At 46.4% G+C, this 16925-nt stretch carries 18 protein-coding genes and 1 riboswitch; of the genes, 1 reads left to right on the plus strand and 17 read right to left on the minus strand.

Annotated elements, in window-relative coordinates:
- Window positions 1-171: 171 nt before the first annotated feature.
- The 17 genes from M1D71_RS18295 to M1D71_RS18375 form a co-directional block, all read right to left on the minus strand.
- Entirely contained in the window at window positions 172-990 is an 819-nt protein-coding gene (locus M1D71_RS18295) for a trypsin-like peptidase domain-containing protein (RefSeq protein WP_458123117.1), read from the minus strand.
- Window positions 991-1053: 63 nt separating this feature from the next.
- On the minus strand, window positions 1054-1587 hold the full coding sequence (locus M1D71_RS18300) for a spore maturation protein (RefSeq protein WP_017687658.1): 534 nt from the start codon (window positions 1585-1587) through the stop codon (window positions 1054-1056).
- Between the two features lie 6 nt (window positions 1588-1593).
- A complete protein-coding gene (locus tag M1D71_RS18305) occupies window positions 1594-2220 on the minus strand; it encodes a nucleoside recognition domain-containing protein (protein WP_062835225.1) in 627 nt (208 codons plus the stop codon).
- A 31-nt stretch (window positions 2221-2251) separates the two neighbouring features.
- Complete coding sequence (locus M1D71_RS18310) at window positions 2252-3439, minus strand: D-alanyl-D-alanine carboxypeptidase family protein (RefSeq protein WP_458123118.1); 1188 nt, start codon at window positions 3437-3439, stop codon at window positions 2252-2254.
- A gap of 132 nt (window positions 3440-3571) precedes the next feature.
- Window positions 3572-4063, minus strand: a complete 492-nt coding sequence (gene ytfJ / locus M1D71_RS18315) for a GerW family sporulation protein (RefSeq protein ID WP_307410613.1) — start codon at window positions 4061-4063, stop codon at window positions 3572-3574.
- 223 nt (window positions 4064-4286) lie between these two features.
- Window positions 4287-5012 (minus strand): DUF2953 domain-containing protein, encoded by a 726-nt coding sequence (locus M1D71_RS18320; RefSeq protein ID WP_458123119.1) that lies wholly within the window; start codon window positions 5010-5012, stop codon window positions 4287-4289.
- A 261-nt stretch (window positions 5013-5273) separates the two neighbouring features.
- Window positions 5274-5924: an SMC-Scp complex subunit ScpB gene (gene scpB / locus M1D71_RS18325; RefSeq protein ID WP_458123120.1), complete on the minus strand. Its 651-nt coding sequence runs from the start codon at window positions 5922-5924 to the stop codon at window positions 5274-5276.
- Window positions 5893-6693: a segregation and condensation protein A gene (locus M1D71_RS18330; protein ID WP_017687652.1), complete on the minus strand. Its 801-nt coding sequence runs from the start codon at window positions 6691-6693 to the stop codon at window positions 5893-5895. Before M1D71_RS18330 ends, scpB begins: the two co-directional genes overlap by 32 nt.
- A 104-nt stretch (window positions 6694-6797) precedes the next feature.
- Window positions 6798-7265, minus strand: a complete 468-nt coding sequence (gene ribH / locus M1D71_RS18335; protein WP_458123121.1) for a 6,7-dimethyl-8-ribityllumazine synthase — start codon at window positions 7263-7265, stop codon at window positions 6798-6800.
- A 101-nt stretch (window positions 7266-7366) separates the two neighbouring features.
- Window positions 7367-8599, minus strand: coding sequence for a bifunctional 3,4-dihydroxy-2-butanone-4-phosphate synthase/GTP cyclohydrolase II (locus tag M1D71_RS18340; protein WP_458123122.1), 1233 nt, complete (start codon window positions 8597-8599; stop codon window positions 7367-7369).
- 47 nt (window positions 8600-8646) lie between these two features.
- Window positions 8647-9315: a riboflavin synthase gene (ribE, locus tag M1D71_RS18345; protein ID WP_336763824.1), complete on the minus strand. Its 669-nt coding sequence runs from the start codon at window positions 9313-9315 to the stop codon at window positions 8647-8649.
- Between the two features lie 60 nt (window positions 9316-9375).
- Window positions 9376-10479, minus strand: coding sequence for a bifunctional diaminohydroxyphosphoribosylaminopyrimidine deaminase/5-amino-6-(5-phosphoribosylamino)uracil reductase RibD (gene ribD / locus M1D71_RS18350; protein ID WP_458123123.1), 1104 nt, complete (start codon window positions 10477-10479; stop codon window positions 9376-9378).
- 326 nt (window positions 10480-10805) lie between these two features.
- Window positions 10806-10972: riboswitch (FMN riboswitch) on the minus strand.
- 391 nt (window positions 10973-11363) lie between these two features.
- Window positions 11364-11795: a peptidylprolyl isomerase gene (locus tag M1D71_RS18355; RefSeq protein ID WP_017687646.1), complete on the minus strand. Its 432-nt coding sequence runs from the start codon at window positions 11793-11795 to the stop codon at window positions 11364-11366.
- Window positions 11796-12042: 247 nt separating this feature from the next.
- Window positions 12043-13374, minus strand: a complete 1332-nt coding sequence (gene lysA / locus M1D71_RS18360) for a diaminopimelate decarboxylase (protein WP_458123124.1) — start codon at window positions 13372-13374, stop codon at window positions 12043-12045.
- Between the two features lie 103 nt (window positions 13375-13477).
- Window positions 13478-15145 carry a spore germination protein gene (locus M1D71_RS18365; protein WP_458123125.1) on the minus strand — a complete coding sequence of 556 codons (1668 nt, stop codon included), beginning with the start codon at window positions 15143-15145 and terminating at the stop codon, window positions 13478-13480.
- Window positions 15146-15169: 24 nt separating this feature from the next.
- Window positions 15170-15598 (minus strand): stage V sporulation protein AB, encoded by a 429-nt coding sequence (locus tag M1D71_RS18370; RefSeq protein WP_458123126.1) that lies wholly within the window; start codon window positions 15596-15598, stop codon window positions 15170-15172.
- Complete coding sequence (locus tag M1D71_RS18375; protein WP_458123127.1) at window positions 15579-16235, minus strand: stage V sporulation protein AA; 657 nt, start codon at window positions 16233-16235, stop codon at window positions 15579-15581. Before M1D71_RS18375 ends, M1D71_RS18370 begins: the two co-directional genes overlap by 20 nt.
- Window positions 16236-16272: 37 nt before the next feature.
- On the opposite strand from M1D71_RS18375, the gene M1D71_RS18380 reads away from it, so the two are divergent.
- Window positions 16273-16656: a hypothetical protein gene (locus M1D71_RS18380; protein ID WP_458123128.1), complete on the plus strand. Its 384-nt coding sequence runs from the start codon at window positions 16273-16275 to the stop codon at window positions 16654-16656.
- The last annotated feature ends 269 nt before the right edge of the window (window positions 16657-16925 follow it).

A 16925-nucleotide genomic window follows, 5' to 3' on the forward strand; every position in this document is an offset into this window, starting at 1 on the left:
GATACCCATCAAACAGGGAAATCACAAGGATTATCCAATGATTTTGTAAACTGGGGACATGAATATTCATTTTAGGTTATCTTCCTCCTCCATATAATGGAGAAAAAGCCTACCTACACACAACCTGTTTCTCACAGATGGCGTAAAGATAAGCTTTTTTTTTCAAATTATTTAATTGGAAACTTTTCCGGCAACCGTAACCTGCTTTTTGGCAGGCGTGCTGCTGTCTTTAATAAAAGTCTGCAATGTTTTGGAAGTAATATAATAGGTCCGTCCACCGTACACAAATGTCATCATGCCGATGACCCGATTGTTCTGATCCAGAACAGGGCCACCTGAATTACCTTGTGCTACCGCTTTAACAATACTGCCGATGCCTTTTTTTCCCGGCACATCTGAAGCTTGGGAATCATAGACCCGGCTTTTGGCTATGGTGTTGTAAGTTGAAGGAAAATCTTCATCCAGGATGACAAGATCACCAAAGGGATTTTTGGGAAATCCAATCGTATAGACAACCTGATTATCTCTTGCATTCGTGAATGTGACCGGTTTGGCGTCTATTTCCTTGTCCAGCTTCAGCAGTGCCATGTCTGTCACTGGATCTGTCTTAATAATCTTCGCCTTCACAGGCTTCCCCAAGGAACCAGGACTCGCAACAGTCAGTGTACCTTCATCGCCATCAGACAGTTCAGCAAAACCCTGAACGACATGGTAATTCGTGAGCACTTCATCTTTCGAGATCAGGATCGAGGTACCAACATCATAATATACCATATCGGGCTCATCCTGCTTGACCAAACGTACATTCACGACTGGAAAAGAATCCGCTGTGACTGCCATTTGTGCACGCAGCTGTTTGTCGAAGTAGCCTGTAAAATGTATTGTCTGAACGGCTTGGGCCGCCGCCAGTCCCGTTGATCCTGCGAGCATTGCAACGGCAAGCACGCCTGACATTCCGAAACGGAGCATTCGTTTCCAACTCTTCTGCATGTCTCACTCTCCTCCGCTATCATTCTAGCATATCTAATATATCGGAAGGAGAGGAGATATCTTTTAACCGAAAACGAGTAAACAAATGGCTAGGGCAGCGATAAAACCAACGACATCAGAAAACAACCCCACTTTGAGTGCATATCGACCGTTACGAATACCCACAGCTCCAAAATAGACAGTCAACACGTATAAGGTGGTATCCGTACTCCCCTGAATCGTAGATGCCATGCGTCCGATCATAGAGTCAGGGCCATGGGTTTTGATCAGATCCGTCGTAAATGCAAGAGAGCCTGTCCCGGTCAACGGACGCAAAATCCCGAGTGGTAACACTTCTCCCGGCACACCCATCCAGGAGACAAGCGGAGCGAACAGACTAATTACAAAATCCAGTGCACCCGAGGCACGAAATACGCTGATCGCGACCATCATGCCCACGAGATGCGGAATAATGCTGATTGCAGTCGAGAATCCATCTTTGGCCCCATCAACAAAGGATTCGTATACCGGGACCTTTTTGGTAAACGCATATAATGGAACAAACGCGATAATAACCGGGATGGCCCAGACAGAGATCCAGTTGATGAAGGTTAACAAGGGTGCTCATCCTTTCATGCCGGGATTGCCACTTTTCTGTATACGCGGCGGTTTGTGTAATGCCCTGTTTCGATACCAGCGATCGGCGATTATAGCAGCAAGTGTAGCGATAATGGTAGCCATCAGTGTGGTGCCCACAATCTCTGTAGCATTTGCAGAATGATAGTTTAACCGGATGGCAATCAGGGTTGTCGGAATAATGGTAATGCTTGCCGTATTGAGAGCCAGTAAGGTGCACATGGCAGGAGAAGCTGTTTGTTTATCCGGATTAAGCTCCTGCAGCTGTTGCATAGCTTTGATTCCCATCGGCGTAGCCGCATTTCCAAGCCCCAGCAGATTGGCACTCATATTGGAGAGAATATAACCCATCGCCGGATGATTTTTGGGGACATCGGGGAACAGGAAGCCAACAACCGGACCGAGCAGCTTGGCAATCCTCGCCAGAAGACCGGCATCTTCAGCCATTTTCATCATCCCCATCCAGAACACAAGCACACTAATGAGTCCAAAACAGACCGTGACTCCCGTTGCCGCTCCATCAAAAGCAGCTTGCGTCACCACTTCGATGTTGCCGTTGATGGCTGCAAAAGCAAATCCGATTAAGATCATGAGTAGCCAAATTAGATTAATCATGGGTTACATCCTCCCTTCAATGGGAATTTAGCTAAGGCGATAACAGGTGACTTAATACAGCACGCCATGCAGCTGCCCAGGAAGAGACATCGCCAATTCCGCCCAGCGTTGCATCTTCTGTCTTCGGTTCAGGAGGGATATAACTACCTTTGCGGTACACCGGAATTGAGCCTACAAGTTTGCCATCAAGCTGCATATCAATGCGACCTGCCAATCCGAACGAAGGATCTGTCGATTGTTCCTTGCCTTCCGTTTCAGACTGTCCTCGATTTTCGTGTAGGATCAACTTCTTGGTCAATGAGCCTTGTTCACTCTTAGCCAGTGGGTACCAAAATCCGCGCCCTGTAACGACATCTGTATTTTGCACAGGCTGTTCTTGCTTCGCGACCTCTACCAACGGGAAGTACTCAAACCCGAAATCAAGCATCCGAGCATGATCGTTCCAATCGTTTCCATCATTCAACGTTACCGCGGCGAGCTGCTGACCATTACGTGTAGCGGAGCTGACCAAACATCTGAAAGCTTTCTTCGTGTAGCCAGTTTTCACTCCATCCGCACCTTCATACATCCGCAGCATTTTATTTTTGTTGTGCCAGGAGTATTCCCAGCTTTCATTGGGATTCGGCGCGGATTTGTCCTCCGTGGCTACGATACGTTTGAACACCGGATTGTGTAAAGCATATGCTGTTAATCGAGCCAAATCATTAGCTGTAGAATAGTGACCTTCTGCATCCAGTCCATGAGGGTTCATAAAGTGGGAATGCTTCAGGCCGATTTGCTCCGCCTTTTTGTTCATTAACAGGACAAAGCCATCTTCCGAACCACCCACATGTTCTGCGATCGCAGAGGCAGCGTCATTGCCTGAACGGAGCATTAGCCCGTACAACATGTTTTCAAGCGTCATCTCTTCACCTAACTTGAGATAGAGAGATGATCCTTCTTTGGCAAAAGCCGAGGGCGTCACTTTAACTTTCTCATCCAGCTTGCTGTGTTCAATCGCAACGATTGCCGTCATGATTTTGGTCAAACTGGCAATTCGCAGTTCCTTATCCCCATCTTTGCTGTATAAGATCCGGCCTGAGGTGACATCAATGAGAGCAGCGCTTTGCGCATGTGTAGACGGACCTTGAATCGTTGCCTGGGCTTGAGAAACCCCAAATGAAGACAGCAAGAAGACAGGGATAAGCATGCATACAATGACTTTCGTTATTTTTCGCATCAATTCATTCCTCCGGGTCACTTGGAATCTTGTACTATCTTATGTCCGGACAACTTGGAGTATGTCCCATAGGGCAAAAACAACAAAAATCCCTTTCGCATTGGGTGCGGAAGGGATCGTTGCGTATAGATCTTAGCTATAGGTTGATGGGTCTGGTGTAACGGGTACATCTGTTGTATTCGTTTGTGTTGTATTTGTTGGTGTTGTATTACGTTGGAACATGCCCTGGATTCGGTCAAGAACATACGGCGTGGAGTCAATGAGCTTCTCAAACAAATGCGTGGAGTTATCGAGTGGTACAATGTGTACCCCTTGTTTGCCAACGACAAGAAATGCGATTGGGCGGATGGATACGCCACCACCACTACCTCCACCAAAAGGTGAAGATACAGAAGCATGCTCTGTTTTGGCTCCAGTCGTCGAACCTGTTTCCTTGTTCTTTTCATCATTTACACGAAAATCGCTACCACCTGCTGCAAATCCAAAACCCACTTTACTGATCGGCAGAATGACTGTACCGTCAGGTGTTTCAACTGCATCGCCAACGATAGTATTGACATCCACCATGGCCTTGATATTTTCCATTGCAGTTTCCATTAAGCCTTGAATTGGATGATCTGACATCTGAATTCCCTCCAGTTTCAATGTAAGCTAGGTTTGATCTAACCATATGATCCCCAAACAACAGGGGACTTATGTAACAAATGCATTTATCCATATCCTGCGATTTCTCAGACTCATCTGGTAAAATGTGTATCGAGTGTCCTAGCATCACATGTATCCATCAGAAACCGCCATTCCAAATTGGGTAAACACGAACGAATAACACATCGCTGTCTTCAAAAGGTTATGGCTTTGCCCCTTCGAACTTTTGTTTCTCCTTGTGTTTACGACGCTGCTCCCGCAGAAGCTTGAACCACATCCGCCATCCGCCCTCGACTTGTAACACACGAGTTAATAACGTTATTCCCGCAAACAAAATGGCTGTGATCCGAATCTTCAATCTGAATTCAAGTTCCGTCCGAAACTCCATCTCATCTGACCATACCGGCATAACTTCAAGCATTGGCGTCTTTTCAAACTTAACCTGAAAGGTCAGAAAACCAATGATAATCGACTTGATAGCCCACACCCAGCCCGTAAGAACAGCCGTATATGCAGCATCACTCACCCCGATGTGAGTAGACCAAGACAGTTGGGTCATATGTACACGAGTAAGGGTCTGCTTCAGCCAGAGCTTCAGCGCATCGGTAGCCCTCAGCATGATTTTGACATCTTTAACCCACTTTTTAACTTTACGTTTGTTAACTCGCTCGCTTCCCTCGGTCCTCCCTTTGGAATGATTCATGGATTGTTCGGTCTTGACCAGAAAACCTTCCTTCATATTGCGAAAAACAATACTCGGGATCTCATAGTTCATTCGAACAATCCCATAGAGAAGACGAACATTAATATTGGCGTAGTCATCACTTTTGTGTTTGTTAAAAATAAAGTGAACATGAACATTCGAGATGAGGACTGCGGTAATCAGCAATGCGATCAACAACCCGATTCCTCCAAGCCAAATCCACACAGGCCTTACCTCCAAGCCCTCAATTCTTTTCTCGTCTAGTATGGCACTTTGAATAGGAAAAAATTCACGTCGGACCTAAAAATCCCATTTCATATTTGTTTGGAAACGGTCCGTTATACCTTTTATATACATAAATCGGACTAAAGAATAGTTACACTGGTCACTCCGATGACAGAATAAACTTCCGGTCGCTGTTATCCCAATGCACAAAAAAACCGACTCCACTGATGGGTGTCGGTTAATATGAACTTGCAGATTAAATTAAGAATCCGTGTAATCATCTTCGTTGTCGATATGAATTAGATCATCCACCGGATCAGCACTTTCCGGTTCCAGTTGTTGCAAATCCAGTTTGTTGAATAACAGTTGTGTCTCTTCCTCCAGGTTCTCCGAATCTTCGAACAGACCTGGTTCTGGCAGATCTTTCAGTGAAGCCAGTCCGAAATAATCTAGAAATGACTTGGTCGTTCCGTACAGAATTGGTCGTCCGATCGCCTCGGCTCGTCCCACTTCAATAATCAGATCCTTATTCACAAGTGTATGAATAGCCCGCTCCGATTTCACACCACGGATTTCCTCAATCTCAACCCGTGTAATCGGCTGCCGGTATGCCACGATGGCCAGCGTCTCCAGAGCCGCCTGCGATAAGGAGGTACGCGCTGGAGAGTATGCAAGTTTCTCAAAATATACTGCGTGCTCAGGCAAGGTGCCCAGCTGGACTACGCCAGCGATTTTGAGAATCTGTACACCTCGTCCCTGCTGTGTAAATTCACTGATCATTTCCTCAATCGCGTCCGTTACCAGCTCGACTCGCTGATCGACGATCTCGGCAATTTGTTTGATACTCAGACCTTCTTCTCCGGACAAAAACAGCAGGCCTTCAATAATCGATTTCAATTTCGGAAAATCCATGATTCTTTGTTTCCCCTCTCCACTCCATAACGATATCCTCAAACATCCGTTCCTGATAACAGACAATCTGCTTCATCTTCATCAGTTCCAGCACCGCCAGAAAAGTCACGACAATCTCATGGCGATAGATATGCTCATCCATTAACTTGGAGAATAAAAGTCTGCCTCCCGGCCCCATACTTTCCAAAGCGCCGATGACATCCCGTATCCGGTCCTTTACTGAAATTTCATCCCGTTTGATCCGGGTTACAGTTGTACGCTTCTCAGCCTTGCGTAGTGCCTTCTGAAATGCAGCAATCAGATCAGAGGTATGCAAACCCTCAACCGGGTTCGAAGGGGCTTCTACAGGCATATACGGGCGCAGATCCTCGGGCTCTTTGGAAAAAATAAGGCTCCGTTCCCACTCCCGTTCATGAAGATGACGCGCAATGCCCTTGTATTTGCGATATTCAATCAGACGTGCAATCAGCTCTGCACGTGGATCATAATCTTCTTCTTCCATATAATCATAATCCTCAAAATCCTCAATTACCGGTGGTTTGGGCAGTAAAAGTTTGCTCTTGATCGACAGCAGTGTTGCTGCCATGACCAAAAATTCACTCGTAATATCCAGTTCCAGTTCCTGCATCGAATGCAGATACGCCATGTATTGATCGGTAATATCGCTGATGGGAATATCCTGGATATGAATTTCAGCCTTATCAATCAGATGAAGCAGCAGATCCAAAGGCCCTTCAAAAGTCTCCAGTTTGTATGTAACTACCGTCACTAGACGAATCCTCCCGCCAGAAAAATACAAAACCCTGCTAAGCCGTCCGAATCCGGTCTCCCGTTTTCGTCTGCGCAAAGCAGGGCACTACTATTAAATAAGCACTATTTTAGCTGTTTCGTCAAGTTTGCCATCTCAATTGCCGCCGTAGCTGCATCCCAACCTTTGTTACCCGCCTTGGTTCCGGCACGCTCAATCGCTTGTTCAATATTTTCTGTTGTAACCAGACCGAAGATTGTAGGCACGCCTGTTTTCAGGTTAATTGCCGCTACCCCTTTAGCCATCTCGTTACATACATAATCGTAATGTGTAGTTGATCCACGAATGACAGTTCCCAGCGTAATCACCGCATCATACTTGCCACTCTCCGCCATTTTCTGCGCTATTAAAGGGATTTCGAACGCACCTGGGACCCAGGCTACATCCACTTCCTCATCCTTCACGCCGTGACGTTTGAATGCATCGAGCGCTCCGCTAAGCAATTTGCTCGTGATGAATTCGTTGAAACGTCCAACAACAACTCCATATCTTAATCCTTCTGATACTAAATGTCCTTCAAAAAATTGTGGCATTTAATTCATCTCCCTAACGGTATAATATATTGTAAGAACAGGATGTCTCTAAGTAACGACTTCCATAAATTACATGTCGAAAGTTGTTTCTCTAAAGCTATCTACTCTTCGTTCTGCTCGATATCATCGAACTTGAGCATATGACCCAATTTCGCTTGTTTCGTATGAAGATAGACGGTATTGTCCTCGTTCTCTTGCATCTGAATCGCAACCCGCTCCACCACTTCAAGTCCATATCCTTCCAGACCTTTGATCTTGCGAGGATTGTTGGTCAGCAGTCTGATCTGACGAACCCCAAGGTCTTTCAGAATTTGAGCGCCAATCCCGTAATCACGCAAGTCGGCAGCAAAGCCCAGCTTCAGGTTTGCATCCACGGTGTCCAGACCTTCTTCTTGGAGCTTGTAAGCTTTGAGTTTGTTGATCAAGCCAATCCCTCGACCTTCCTGTCTCATATAGAGCAGCACACCGTTGCCTTCCTCGTGAATCTGTTTGAGTGCCGCATCAAACTGGGGACCACAATCACAACGATGGGAATGAAATACATCGCCTGTCAAACATTCAGAGTGCACACGCACCAGTACAGGTTTCGAACCATCAATCTTACCTTTGACCAGAGCCACATGCTCCTTGTTGTCCACAGCGTTCGTATAAGCCACCGCTTGGAACTCGCCAAAGTCTGTTGGCATACGCACAGCCACTTCACGTTGAACCAGCTGCTCTTTTTCGTTACGGTAACGAATCATGTCTTGAATACTGATCAGCTTCAGATCATGCTTGCGGGCAATCTCCTGCAGATCCGGAAGTCTGGCCATTGTACCATCTTCCTTGATTACTTCACAGATTACGCCCGCAGGGTAGGAACCACACATGATAGCGAGGTCTACAGCTGCTTCCGTATGTCCGGCACGGCGCAGCACACCCCCATCTTTTGCAATCAAAGGGAACATGTGACCAGGCTTGCGGAAGTCCCCAGCTTTTGCTTCAGGATCGATCAGCCCCTTCACAGTGATGGAACGTTCTTGTGCCGAGATACCTGTTGTAGTATCTTTGTGGTCCACAGAGACGGTGAAGGCCGTTCCATGAAAATCTGTATTTTGTTGAACCATGGGTTTTAGGTTGAGTTCGTCCGCACGTTGTTGTGTAATCGGAACACAGACCAGACCTCTGCCTTCAGTGATCATGAAATTAATCACTTCAGGTGTTGCCTTTTCGGCCAAAGCGATAAAATCGCCTTCATTCTCCCGATCTTCATCATCCACAACAATGACGGGTTTACCACGCATGAGATCGTATATGGCTTCTTCTACCGTGTCCAGAATGGATTGTTCTGACATTGGTCCACCTCCAGTGTATTTCTTTTCTCTATGTTCTTGTGTAGATGTTATGCAAAACCGTGATTGGCAAGAAAATCTTCACTAATACTACGCGGCTTGCCAGCACCTGTCTCCTGATGTCCTCTTCCATACTGAAGCAGATGATCCACATATTTGCCTAAAATATCGCATTCGATATTGATGGTATCCCCTGTCTTTTTGACATTTAGTACAGTCTCACCAATGGTGTGCGGGATAATGGAAACAGTGAATGCGCTCTGCGACGTATGAACAACAGTCAAGCTAATGCCGTCCAATGTAACGGACCCCTTAGGAATCAGATATTTGAACAACTGATGATCATCAGGTTTGATCTCAAACACAATCGCGTTCTGATCACGTGTTATACTGCCAATCACTCCAGTACCATCGACATGGCCCTGAACGATATGTCCGCCAAAACGGCCACCTGATTGCATGGCTCGCTCCAGATTGACTTTACTGCCAGATTGCAACTGACTGAGATTGGTATGTCGAAACGTTTCAGGCATTACATCGGCGGTAAAACCTCCACCTTCCAGCGTTGTTGCAGTTAAGCACACTCCGTTCACTGCTACACTATCGCCAATCTTCAGATCGTCCATGATGGCGGAAGCTCCGATATTCAGGACCATCGCTTCGCCTTTCCGACCAATACGCCGAATCTGACCGACTTCTTCCACCAAACCGGTAAACATGCTGCCGCCTCCCTCGATCATTTCTAAGGACCCTGACTTACTACTTTAAGATCCATTTATTTATTCAGGCCATACTGGAATACCGCCAATGCTGATATTATCCCCAACTTGTTCGATCTCCAGCTGATTCAATTGAATCGCCTGATTCATGCGTTCCACACCCTCAAAGCGGAAACTTCCAGGTGTATCATAACCGCCTACAATCTTTGGAGCGATGAACATAAGCAGTCGATCGACCAACCTTGCCTCCAGCATGGCTCCATTCAGGGTGCCTCCACCTTCAAGCAAAATTGAACCAATCTCCCGCTCACCCAGCTTGCTAAGTCCGCTTAACAGATCCACACGTGGTCCAGGACCACAGCGTATAATTTCGACACCATAGGCTTCCAAACGCTCAGCAGCTTCAGGACTGGCTTCGTCTGTTGTCAGTACCCATGTTGGGGCTAGAACATCCTTAACCATCTTGGCACCTAAAGGAAGACGTAGCTTGGAGTCCACCACAATGCGTACCGGACTGATGCCTTCCACTTGCAAACGGGTTGTAAGCTCCGGATTATCGGCAATCACTGTGTCTACGCCAACCATGATTCCTTGGTGACGATGACGAAGGGCATGCACAATCTCACGAGCGGGCTCATTAGAGATCCACTTACTGTCTCCGCTGCGTGTAGCAATCTTTCCATCCAAAGTTGTAGCTGTCTTCAGCGTCACGAAAGGTAGGCCTGTTGTAATAAATTTAATGAATTTTTCATTCATCCGTCTTCCACGCTCACGCAATACGCCAACTTCAACTTCAATGCCTTGTTGACGGAGCATGCTAATGCCCCTGCCGGATACTTGCGGATTTGGATCTTCACAACATACCACGACACGTTTCACCTTTTCGTGAATCAGGCGTTCACTGCAAGGTGGCGTCTTGCCATAATGACTACAGGGCTCAAGTGTAACGTATACCGTACTGTCTTCTGCGTCGCTGCCTGCCATGTTCAATGCATGCACCTCTGCATGACCGGTTCCACGTTTCAGATGACTTCCCAGGCCTACAATACGCCCTTCTTTCACAACTACACATCCAACGACCGGATTAATTCCCGTCTGTCCTTGTGCTCGTTCCGCCATATCAAGTGCCAGTGCCATATAAAATTCATCATTGATCATTTCCAAATCCGTTCACCCCGCGGTCTAAAGTCTTGATTATGAAAAAAAATCCCCGTCGAACAATCAGTTCGATGGGGATGATGAGAGACAAATGTCAACAGCAGGAGTGAAATGGATACAGCACGCCAAACACTTTGCCCAAAACTTCATTTCGGGCAAGTGAAAATAGACACATACCTTAATGAACATCAATCACAGGTAAAGAGCTTCTATAGTGTGGCACATGTATGGAACTGTCCGGCATAACCGGATCTTCCCTGCACAGTGCAATACATCACGAATAGTGACTGTGCAGCAATACTCCTGCTGAGTGCAAACCTGTTAGGTCTGCACCTCTCCTTCTCCCATCCAGACTATACTGTCGGTTCTGGAATTACACCAGATCAGCCATCTGCCACAGGCAGACAGGTCACGGACTTTGCATCAAGTGCTGGACATGTGTCCTTACACTTCCTGCATCACCGCCGGTAGGGAATCGCACCCTGCCCTGAAGGATTGCTTTCGTTATTAATTGGATGTTAGCACTTTAATGCCAAAAAATCAATTGTTTTTTGTTCCTTTTTGTCACATACTAACTTTTAATAAGTCAAGAAACAACAAAAAACCGCTTCCTCTCAAGGAGGCACGGTTTTTGCTTGGAAGCATTTCATTTCCATCGTCTTGTTCTCATTAATTCCGATAGATGAGTCCCACCACGCCAAAGGCCCTGTACTTATAACCCGCACATTGGGCGCTCGTCACACTGTATGTAAGAAGTGAATTGAGTTATCATTAGGTTTCATTCATCCTTTCTTCATCGATTTCAATACGTAACACGTAACATATGGAAAATAAAAAAAGTGCTTCTATAAAAGAAGCACTTCATGTTTGGATCAGTTAAGCTGAAGGAATTAAGCTTCTACAACTTCAACAGTTTCCATTTTGTCTTTACCTTCTAAAGCGTCCACGAACTCCATACCTTTTGTTACTTTACCAAATACAGTATGTTGTCCATCCAAATGTGGTTGCGGTTGGTAGCAGATGTAGAACTGGCTTCCACCTGTGTTACGGCCAGCATGTGCCATAGCGAGTGTTCCGCGCTCATGTTTGTTCGGGTTGATTTCACAGTTGATTGTGTAACCTGGGCCACCTGCACCGGAACCATTAGGGCATCCGCCTTGGGCTACAAAGCCCGGGATAACGCGGTGGAATGTAAGACCATTGTAGAAGCCGGAGTTAGCCAGTTTCTCAAAGTTTGCTACTGTGTTTGGAGCTTCTTGATCGAACAGATCGATAAGAACTTCTCCGCCGTTTGCCAATTTAATTTTCGCTTGTTTCGCCATATGTAAATGACTCCTTTCGTATTGACCATCGTTAATGGTGCCAAAATGCATGACCCTGGGCCAAGCATTACAGCACTTTTCTTAGTGTACACCGAAAATGTCTGGATCGCAAAAAAAACGGCAACTTTTTTCATTATTTAGTCCGAGTACACAAAAAGCAGACGAAAAAGGAAGTTCCCTTTTCATCTGCTTCAACGGTGAAATCCATATATCATGAATAATGCAGAAACGCATTATCTTTGACGAATTAGCGAATAACTGGCTGTTTGCCAATACGCGCAGGTACCAGGTCATTCTGGATGATATCCTGATACGTCTCACGGCGTACCACTACATCTCCTTGACCGTCTTTGACAAATACAACTGCCGGACGACGAATCCGGTTGTAGTTGCTTGCCATGGAGTAGTTATATGCACCTGTACAAGCTACAGCGAGCAGATCGCCGCTTTCCACTTTTGGCAAGTCGAGATCCCAGATCAGCATATCACCACTCTCGCAGCATTTACCCGCAACAGATACCGTTTCCTGAGCAGCTTCATTCGCACGATTCGCAAGCACAGCTTCATACTTGGATTCATACAAAGCAGGACGTGGGTTATCGGTCATACCCCCATCAACAGCAACATATTTACGCACACCTGGGATGTCTTTGCTCGTTCCAACGGTATACAGTGTTGTTCCCGCTTCACCTACGATGCTGCGGCCTGGTTCAACCCAGATCTCAGGCACGGCATAGCCGATTTGAGCAAAATGATTTTTAACGGCATCTGTAATAGCCTTCACGTATTGTGCAACTTCAAGTGGCGTATCTCCATCGATATAACGAATTCCGAATCCACCACCAAGGTTAACTACTTTGAAAGCAACGTTAAGACGCTCATATACGCTTGCTGCAAATTCAGCAACACGTTGAACAGCCATCTGGAAGCCTTCAACTTCGAAGATCTGGGAACCGATGTGGGAATGAACACCCAACAGAACCAAGTTGGACTGCTTGGAAGCAAGTTCAATCGCTTCAAATGCTGTACCATTCCCAATATCGAATCCAAATTTCGAATCCGTTTGACCTGTAGAAATATATTCATGCGTGTGTGCCTCAACACCAGGCGTCACACGAAGCAAAATGTTTACTTTACGATTTTTGTCCGCTGCTACAGCCTGCAACAGATGCAATTCATTGAAGTTATCGACAACAAAGCATCCGATCTCTGCATCAAGAGCCATTTCGATCTCTTCCAGCGTTTTGTTGTTACCGTGGAAGTGGATGCGCTCAGCAGGGAATCCTGCTTGAAGTGCTGTGAACAGTTCACCGTCAGATACGACATCCAGCGAAAGTCCTTCTTCTGCTGCAAGGGCACACATTGCCATTACACAGAACGCTTTACTTGCGTAAGCAACCTGAAAGCCCAGTCCGGAAGCACGGAATGCTTCCATGTACTCTCTGCAGCGCTCACGAACCAATTGCTCGTCCACCACGTATAGGGGAGTTCCAAATTGTTCTTTCAGATCTGTTGCATCGACTCCGCCAATCTCCAGATGTCCCTGCGCATTTATTTTACTTGTACCATGTAAATACATAATCTGCATTCCTCACTTTTTATATACTGGAACAGTTGCTATTCCAATGATTTTACACCAGTATACCAAATTAGACAGCGAGATGAATGGATTTTTCGGCAGATCATTTGTGTTTTTTACTTTTTCGCAGTTCGCCGTCCGGATCATCGGACATTTTGGTGTTGTCACGTGTTTTGTTGAATGATGGACGTTTATTATTTTGCAGCAATGGAAGCCGGAATAAAAAGTTGCCCAAGGCCTTTGCATTAAACGGTATAAAAGGCCAGAGATACGAAGAATTGTACGACCGGTGAACGGTGAGCGCCAATATGAGCAGAGTACTGCCCACGACCAATCCCGGAACCTTAAATATCGCTACTGCGATTAGCAGGACCAGCCTGACCAGCCTGTTGGCGAGTCCCAGCTCGTAACTCGGCGTGGCAAACATACCGATGGCTGCGATGGCCATATAAAGTACAACCTCATTGACAAAGTATCCGGTTTTCACCGCGATATCCCCGACTAGTATGGCTGCGATTAAGCCCATGGCCGATGCCAGAGGTGTAGGCGTATGAACCGCTGCCATCCGTAATAAATCGACGCCAAGCTCGATCAGAAGAAACTGCAGGATTAGCGGAAGCTTTACATTTTCCTGTGGACCAATGAAGTCGAGTCCCATCGGTTTAATCGAAGGGTCAATGACCATGAGAAGCCACAGCGGCAGCAAAAACAGCGATATGAGAATCCCTGCAAAACGCACCCAACGTAAATATGTTCCCATCAAAGCTGTCTGTCTGTTCTCCTCCGCATGCTCACAGAGGTCGAAAAAGGTCGTAGGCAGAATCATTACACTGGGGGACGTGTCTACGAAAATGACAACTCGTCCTTCAAGCAAATGGGAAGCCGTAACATCCGGTCGTTCCGAGTAACGAACGAGTGGAAACGGATTCCAACCCTTGTTGATAATCGCTTCCTCCAACTGTTTATCGGCGGCGGGAATACCATCGATATCCACTCGCTGTATTTTCTCACGGACCGAATCCACTTGTACTTTATCCACAATATCATCAATGTACACCACGCAGACATCGGTTTGTGTTCTCCGGCCCACCTGCATGATCTCGAACTTCAGTCCTGGGTCGCGTATTCTGCGGCGCACCAAGGTTACGTTGGTCAGGAGTGTTTCGGTAAAGCCGTCTCTGGAACCTCGGACGACCCTTTCCAATGAAGGCTCTTCGGGTGAACGTACCGGATAACTCCGGGTATCCATAATTAAGACCGAACGATCCCCTTCAACGAACATCGCACTCATGCCGGTAAGAACCTTGTTGATGACGGCACTCATCTTGTCCACTCTTTCCACCTGAATATGTGGAATGTAACATTCGAAATAGGTTTTGAGTGCATGACCTGACACATCATCAGGCGTGAGATAGGTCAGTCTTTTTAATACTTCAAGCAATATCTCATCTTTCGCGAAACCGGTGATCATCAGCAAGCCAACGTGTTTGCCACCCAGAACCATTTCCCTCATATTAACATCAAAGGATTCACCCAGCCCGAGTACCTGTTGCAGTGTATATTTATTGTCATTCATGCGAGGGGAGATGTCATCGTTTTCCTGCCAATACCGCACCGATTCCTCAATGCTGTCAGACATCTCATTCTGTTTTTTCTTATTGTACGCTCTCTTCTCTTCTTCCTTCTGAATCTTGTAAGCAGACTTGTGTGACCTCTCTTCCGTTATACCTTCACTATTTTCCTGGCCTGTATGATCCGAACGTTCATCCATTTTCCATCCTCCTATGGCCCCGATCTACCGCTGATATATAAAAAAATCAAACAGAGAACCTGTCATTTTGCCTAAAATCATGGCGAGCAGTAATCCAAACAAATAAGGTTTCATGCCCAGCCGTTTGGCTAATACGGGCAATACATTAAGCACCTCAGTGAGCGCCGCAGCCAGCAGACCGATAAACACGCCACAGAATAGACCAACCACCGGGCTTAGCAGCAGTACCCCATGCATTTTCCAGTGCCAGAAGTCCGCCACAGTCCCGAGCAGTGAACCACCAATTAGCGCCCCTTCGTACCAGTGGGTCTTGTCATACGATTGCGTAAGTTGAGCCAATCTGGGAATCATATCGAGCACCAGAATCAGCGCAATTACGCCGCTTCCTACGGCAATCCCCCCTGCGATACCCAGTACAATGCTGATTGCTCCATTAAGAACGCTCATCCGCATTCATCTCCCCGCGTTCCTGCTCATGCATCCGTTCGCTTTCTTCAATCACCACATATTTATCCACATTTTGCTGGTAAAGGAACATCTCTACTTCCAGCGGGGTAGGTTCCTCATTCCACTTCTTCTTGAACAAATGATTGAAAAATACCGCCATTCCGAATCCAATGCCAATGGAATACGCCACTTGGAACAGATAGGGATGTTCGTCCCGATGCCCAGTAAGCATCTCCACAATTCGAATCTGTACTTCCTGCATGTTCACATCGGCATGAAAATTCATAATGGTTAAGGCCGATCCAAAGAACAGCAGCAGCCAAACCAATATGAACAGGGACTTGGAAGGTTGACCATTTCCCGCAATGACTTCAACAAGCGTATGGCCTGATCCAATCAGTTCCACGCTTACCTCCGGCAGGATGTTCCGAATTCGGGGAATGATCTGCAATATATCTATGAGTATCAGATTGCCGTCCTCCGGTCCAGGGTGCAGCAGTTCAAGCTCCAGTAGCCTGTCCTCCTGATCTTCAGAAGTGGTCAGCACATGTGCAATATCTCTAAGCTTGACTGCTCTGCCCCTCTGGATGCGAATACGGCTGCGTAGACGAACGTAGACCATTGGAGTGGGTGTCTGGGACATCCATAGCACTCCTTTACTGCGTAATTTAGGTTAGTATTTGAAGAATGTGCAAATTTATTACAAACTGGTTGGAAAAGATCGTGAGGTGGGTGCGGGCGCTGCGGGATGGATCGGTCATTGGTCGCTGTTATCCCCGGATTTCTTGAACTCTCCTTTTCAAGGAGGAAATCCGGTGCTAAAGGCGAACGCTTCGCTCCTTTTGACCGATTCCATCCCTCCGCTATCCATCGTCCTCCCGTTTCCAAACGTTTGTAATAAATATGCTGGGGTGGGGGCAGGGAAGGATTTAAAAGATGAGTTTTTGGGGTTTATTTTTGCTCAAAATTCCATGACTCTTGAAGTTATCTTCTGGATACGTCTTAGACCACAACTATGTAGAAATTTGGAGACAAAGGCGAACGCTTCGCTTCTTCAGGTCTAATCTGCCGACTACGTTGCTTGTGTATTATTAGATGAGCCCCTTTCGCTTTGCTCCTTTTGACCGATTCATCCCTCCGCTATTCATCGTCCTCCCGTTTCCAAACGTTTGAAATACATATGCGGGGAGGAGCTGGATCAAAGACGGCAGCTTACTTGGCTTTATTTTTTAGGTGCACTTCTTTAGATGATGATAAATTTATGTCGTTACATAACAAAAAAACAGGCGATCGGATTTACCGGATCAACCTGTATAATTTTTTTACATTTTTA

Source organism: Paenibacillus sp. Z3-2, assembly GCF_054161325.1.

Excerpts from the sequence above, each read along its gene's own strand:
- M1D71_RS18370 (WP_458123126.1), bottom strand. The coding sequence starts at position 15,598 with ATGCGGATGAGCGTTCTTAATGGAGCAATCAGCATTGTACTGGGTATC.
- ribE (WP_336763824.1), bottom strand. The coding sequence starts at position 9,315 with ATGTTTACCGGTTTGGTGGAAGAAGTCGGTCAGATTCGGCGTATTGGT.
- M1D71_RS18340 (WP_458123122.1), bottom strand. The coding sequence starts at position 8,599 with ATGTCAGAACAATCCATTCTGGACACGGTAGAAGAAGCCATATACGAT.
- M1D71_RS18295 (WP_458123117.1), bottom strand. The coding sequence starts at position 990 with ATGCAGAAGAGTTGGAAACGAATGCTCCGTTTCGGAATGTCAGGCGTG.
- ribH (WP_458123121.1), bottom strand. The coding sequence starts at position 7,265 with ATGCCACAATTTTTTGAAGGACATTTAGTATCAGAAGGATTAAGATAT.
- M1D71_RS18365 (WP_458123125.1), bottom strand. The coding sequence starts at position 15,145 with ATGGATGAACGTTCGGATCATACAGGCCAGGAAAATAGTGAAGGTATA.
- M1D71_RS18355 (WP_017687646.1), bottom strand. The coding sequence starts at position 11,795 with ATGGCGAAACAAGCGAAAATTAAATTGGCAAACGGCGGAGAAGTTCTT.
- scpB (WP_458123120.1), bottom strand. The coding sequence starts at position 5,924 with ATGGATTTTCCGAAATTGAAATCGATTATTGAAGGCCTGCTGTTTTTG.
- M1D71_RS18375 (WP_458123127.1), bottom strand. The coding sequence starts at position 16,235 with ATGTCCCAGACACCCACTCCAATGGTCTACGTTCGTCTACGCAGCCGT.
- ytfJ (WP_307410613.1), bottom strand. The coding sequence starts at position 4,063 with ATGTCAGATCATCCAATTCAAGGCTTAATGGAAACTGCAATGGAAAAT.
- lysA (WP_458123124.1), bottom strand. The coding sequence starts at position 13,374 with ATGTATTTACATGGTACAAGTAAAATAAATGCGCAGGGACATCTGGAG.
- M1D71_RS18310 (WP_458123118.1), bottom strand. The coding sequence starts at position 3,439 with ATGCGAAAAATAACGAAAGTCATTGTATGCATGCTTATCCCTGTCTTC.
- M1D71_RS18305 (WP_062835225.1), bottom strand. The coding sequence starts at position 2,220 with ATGATTAATCTAATTTGGCTACTCATGATCTTAATCGGATTTGCTTTT.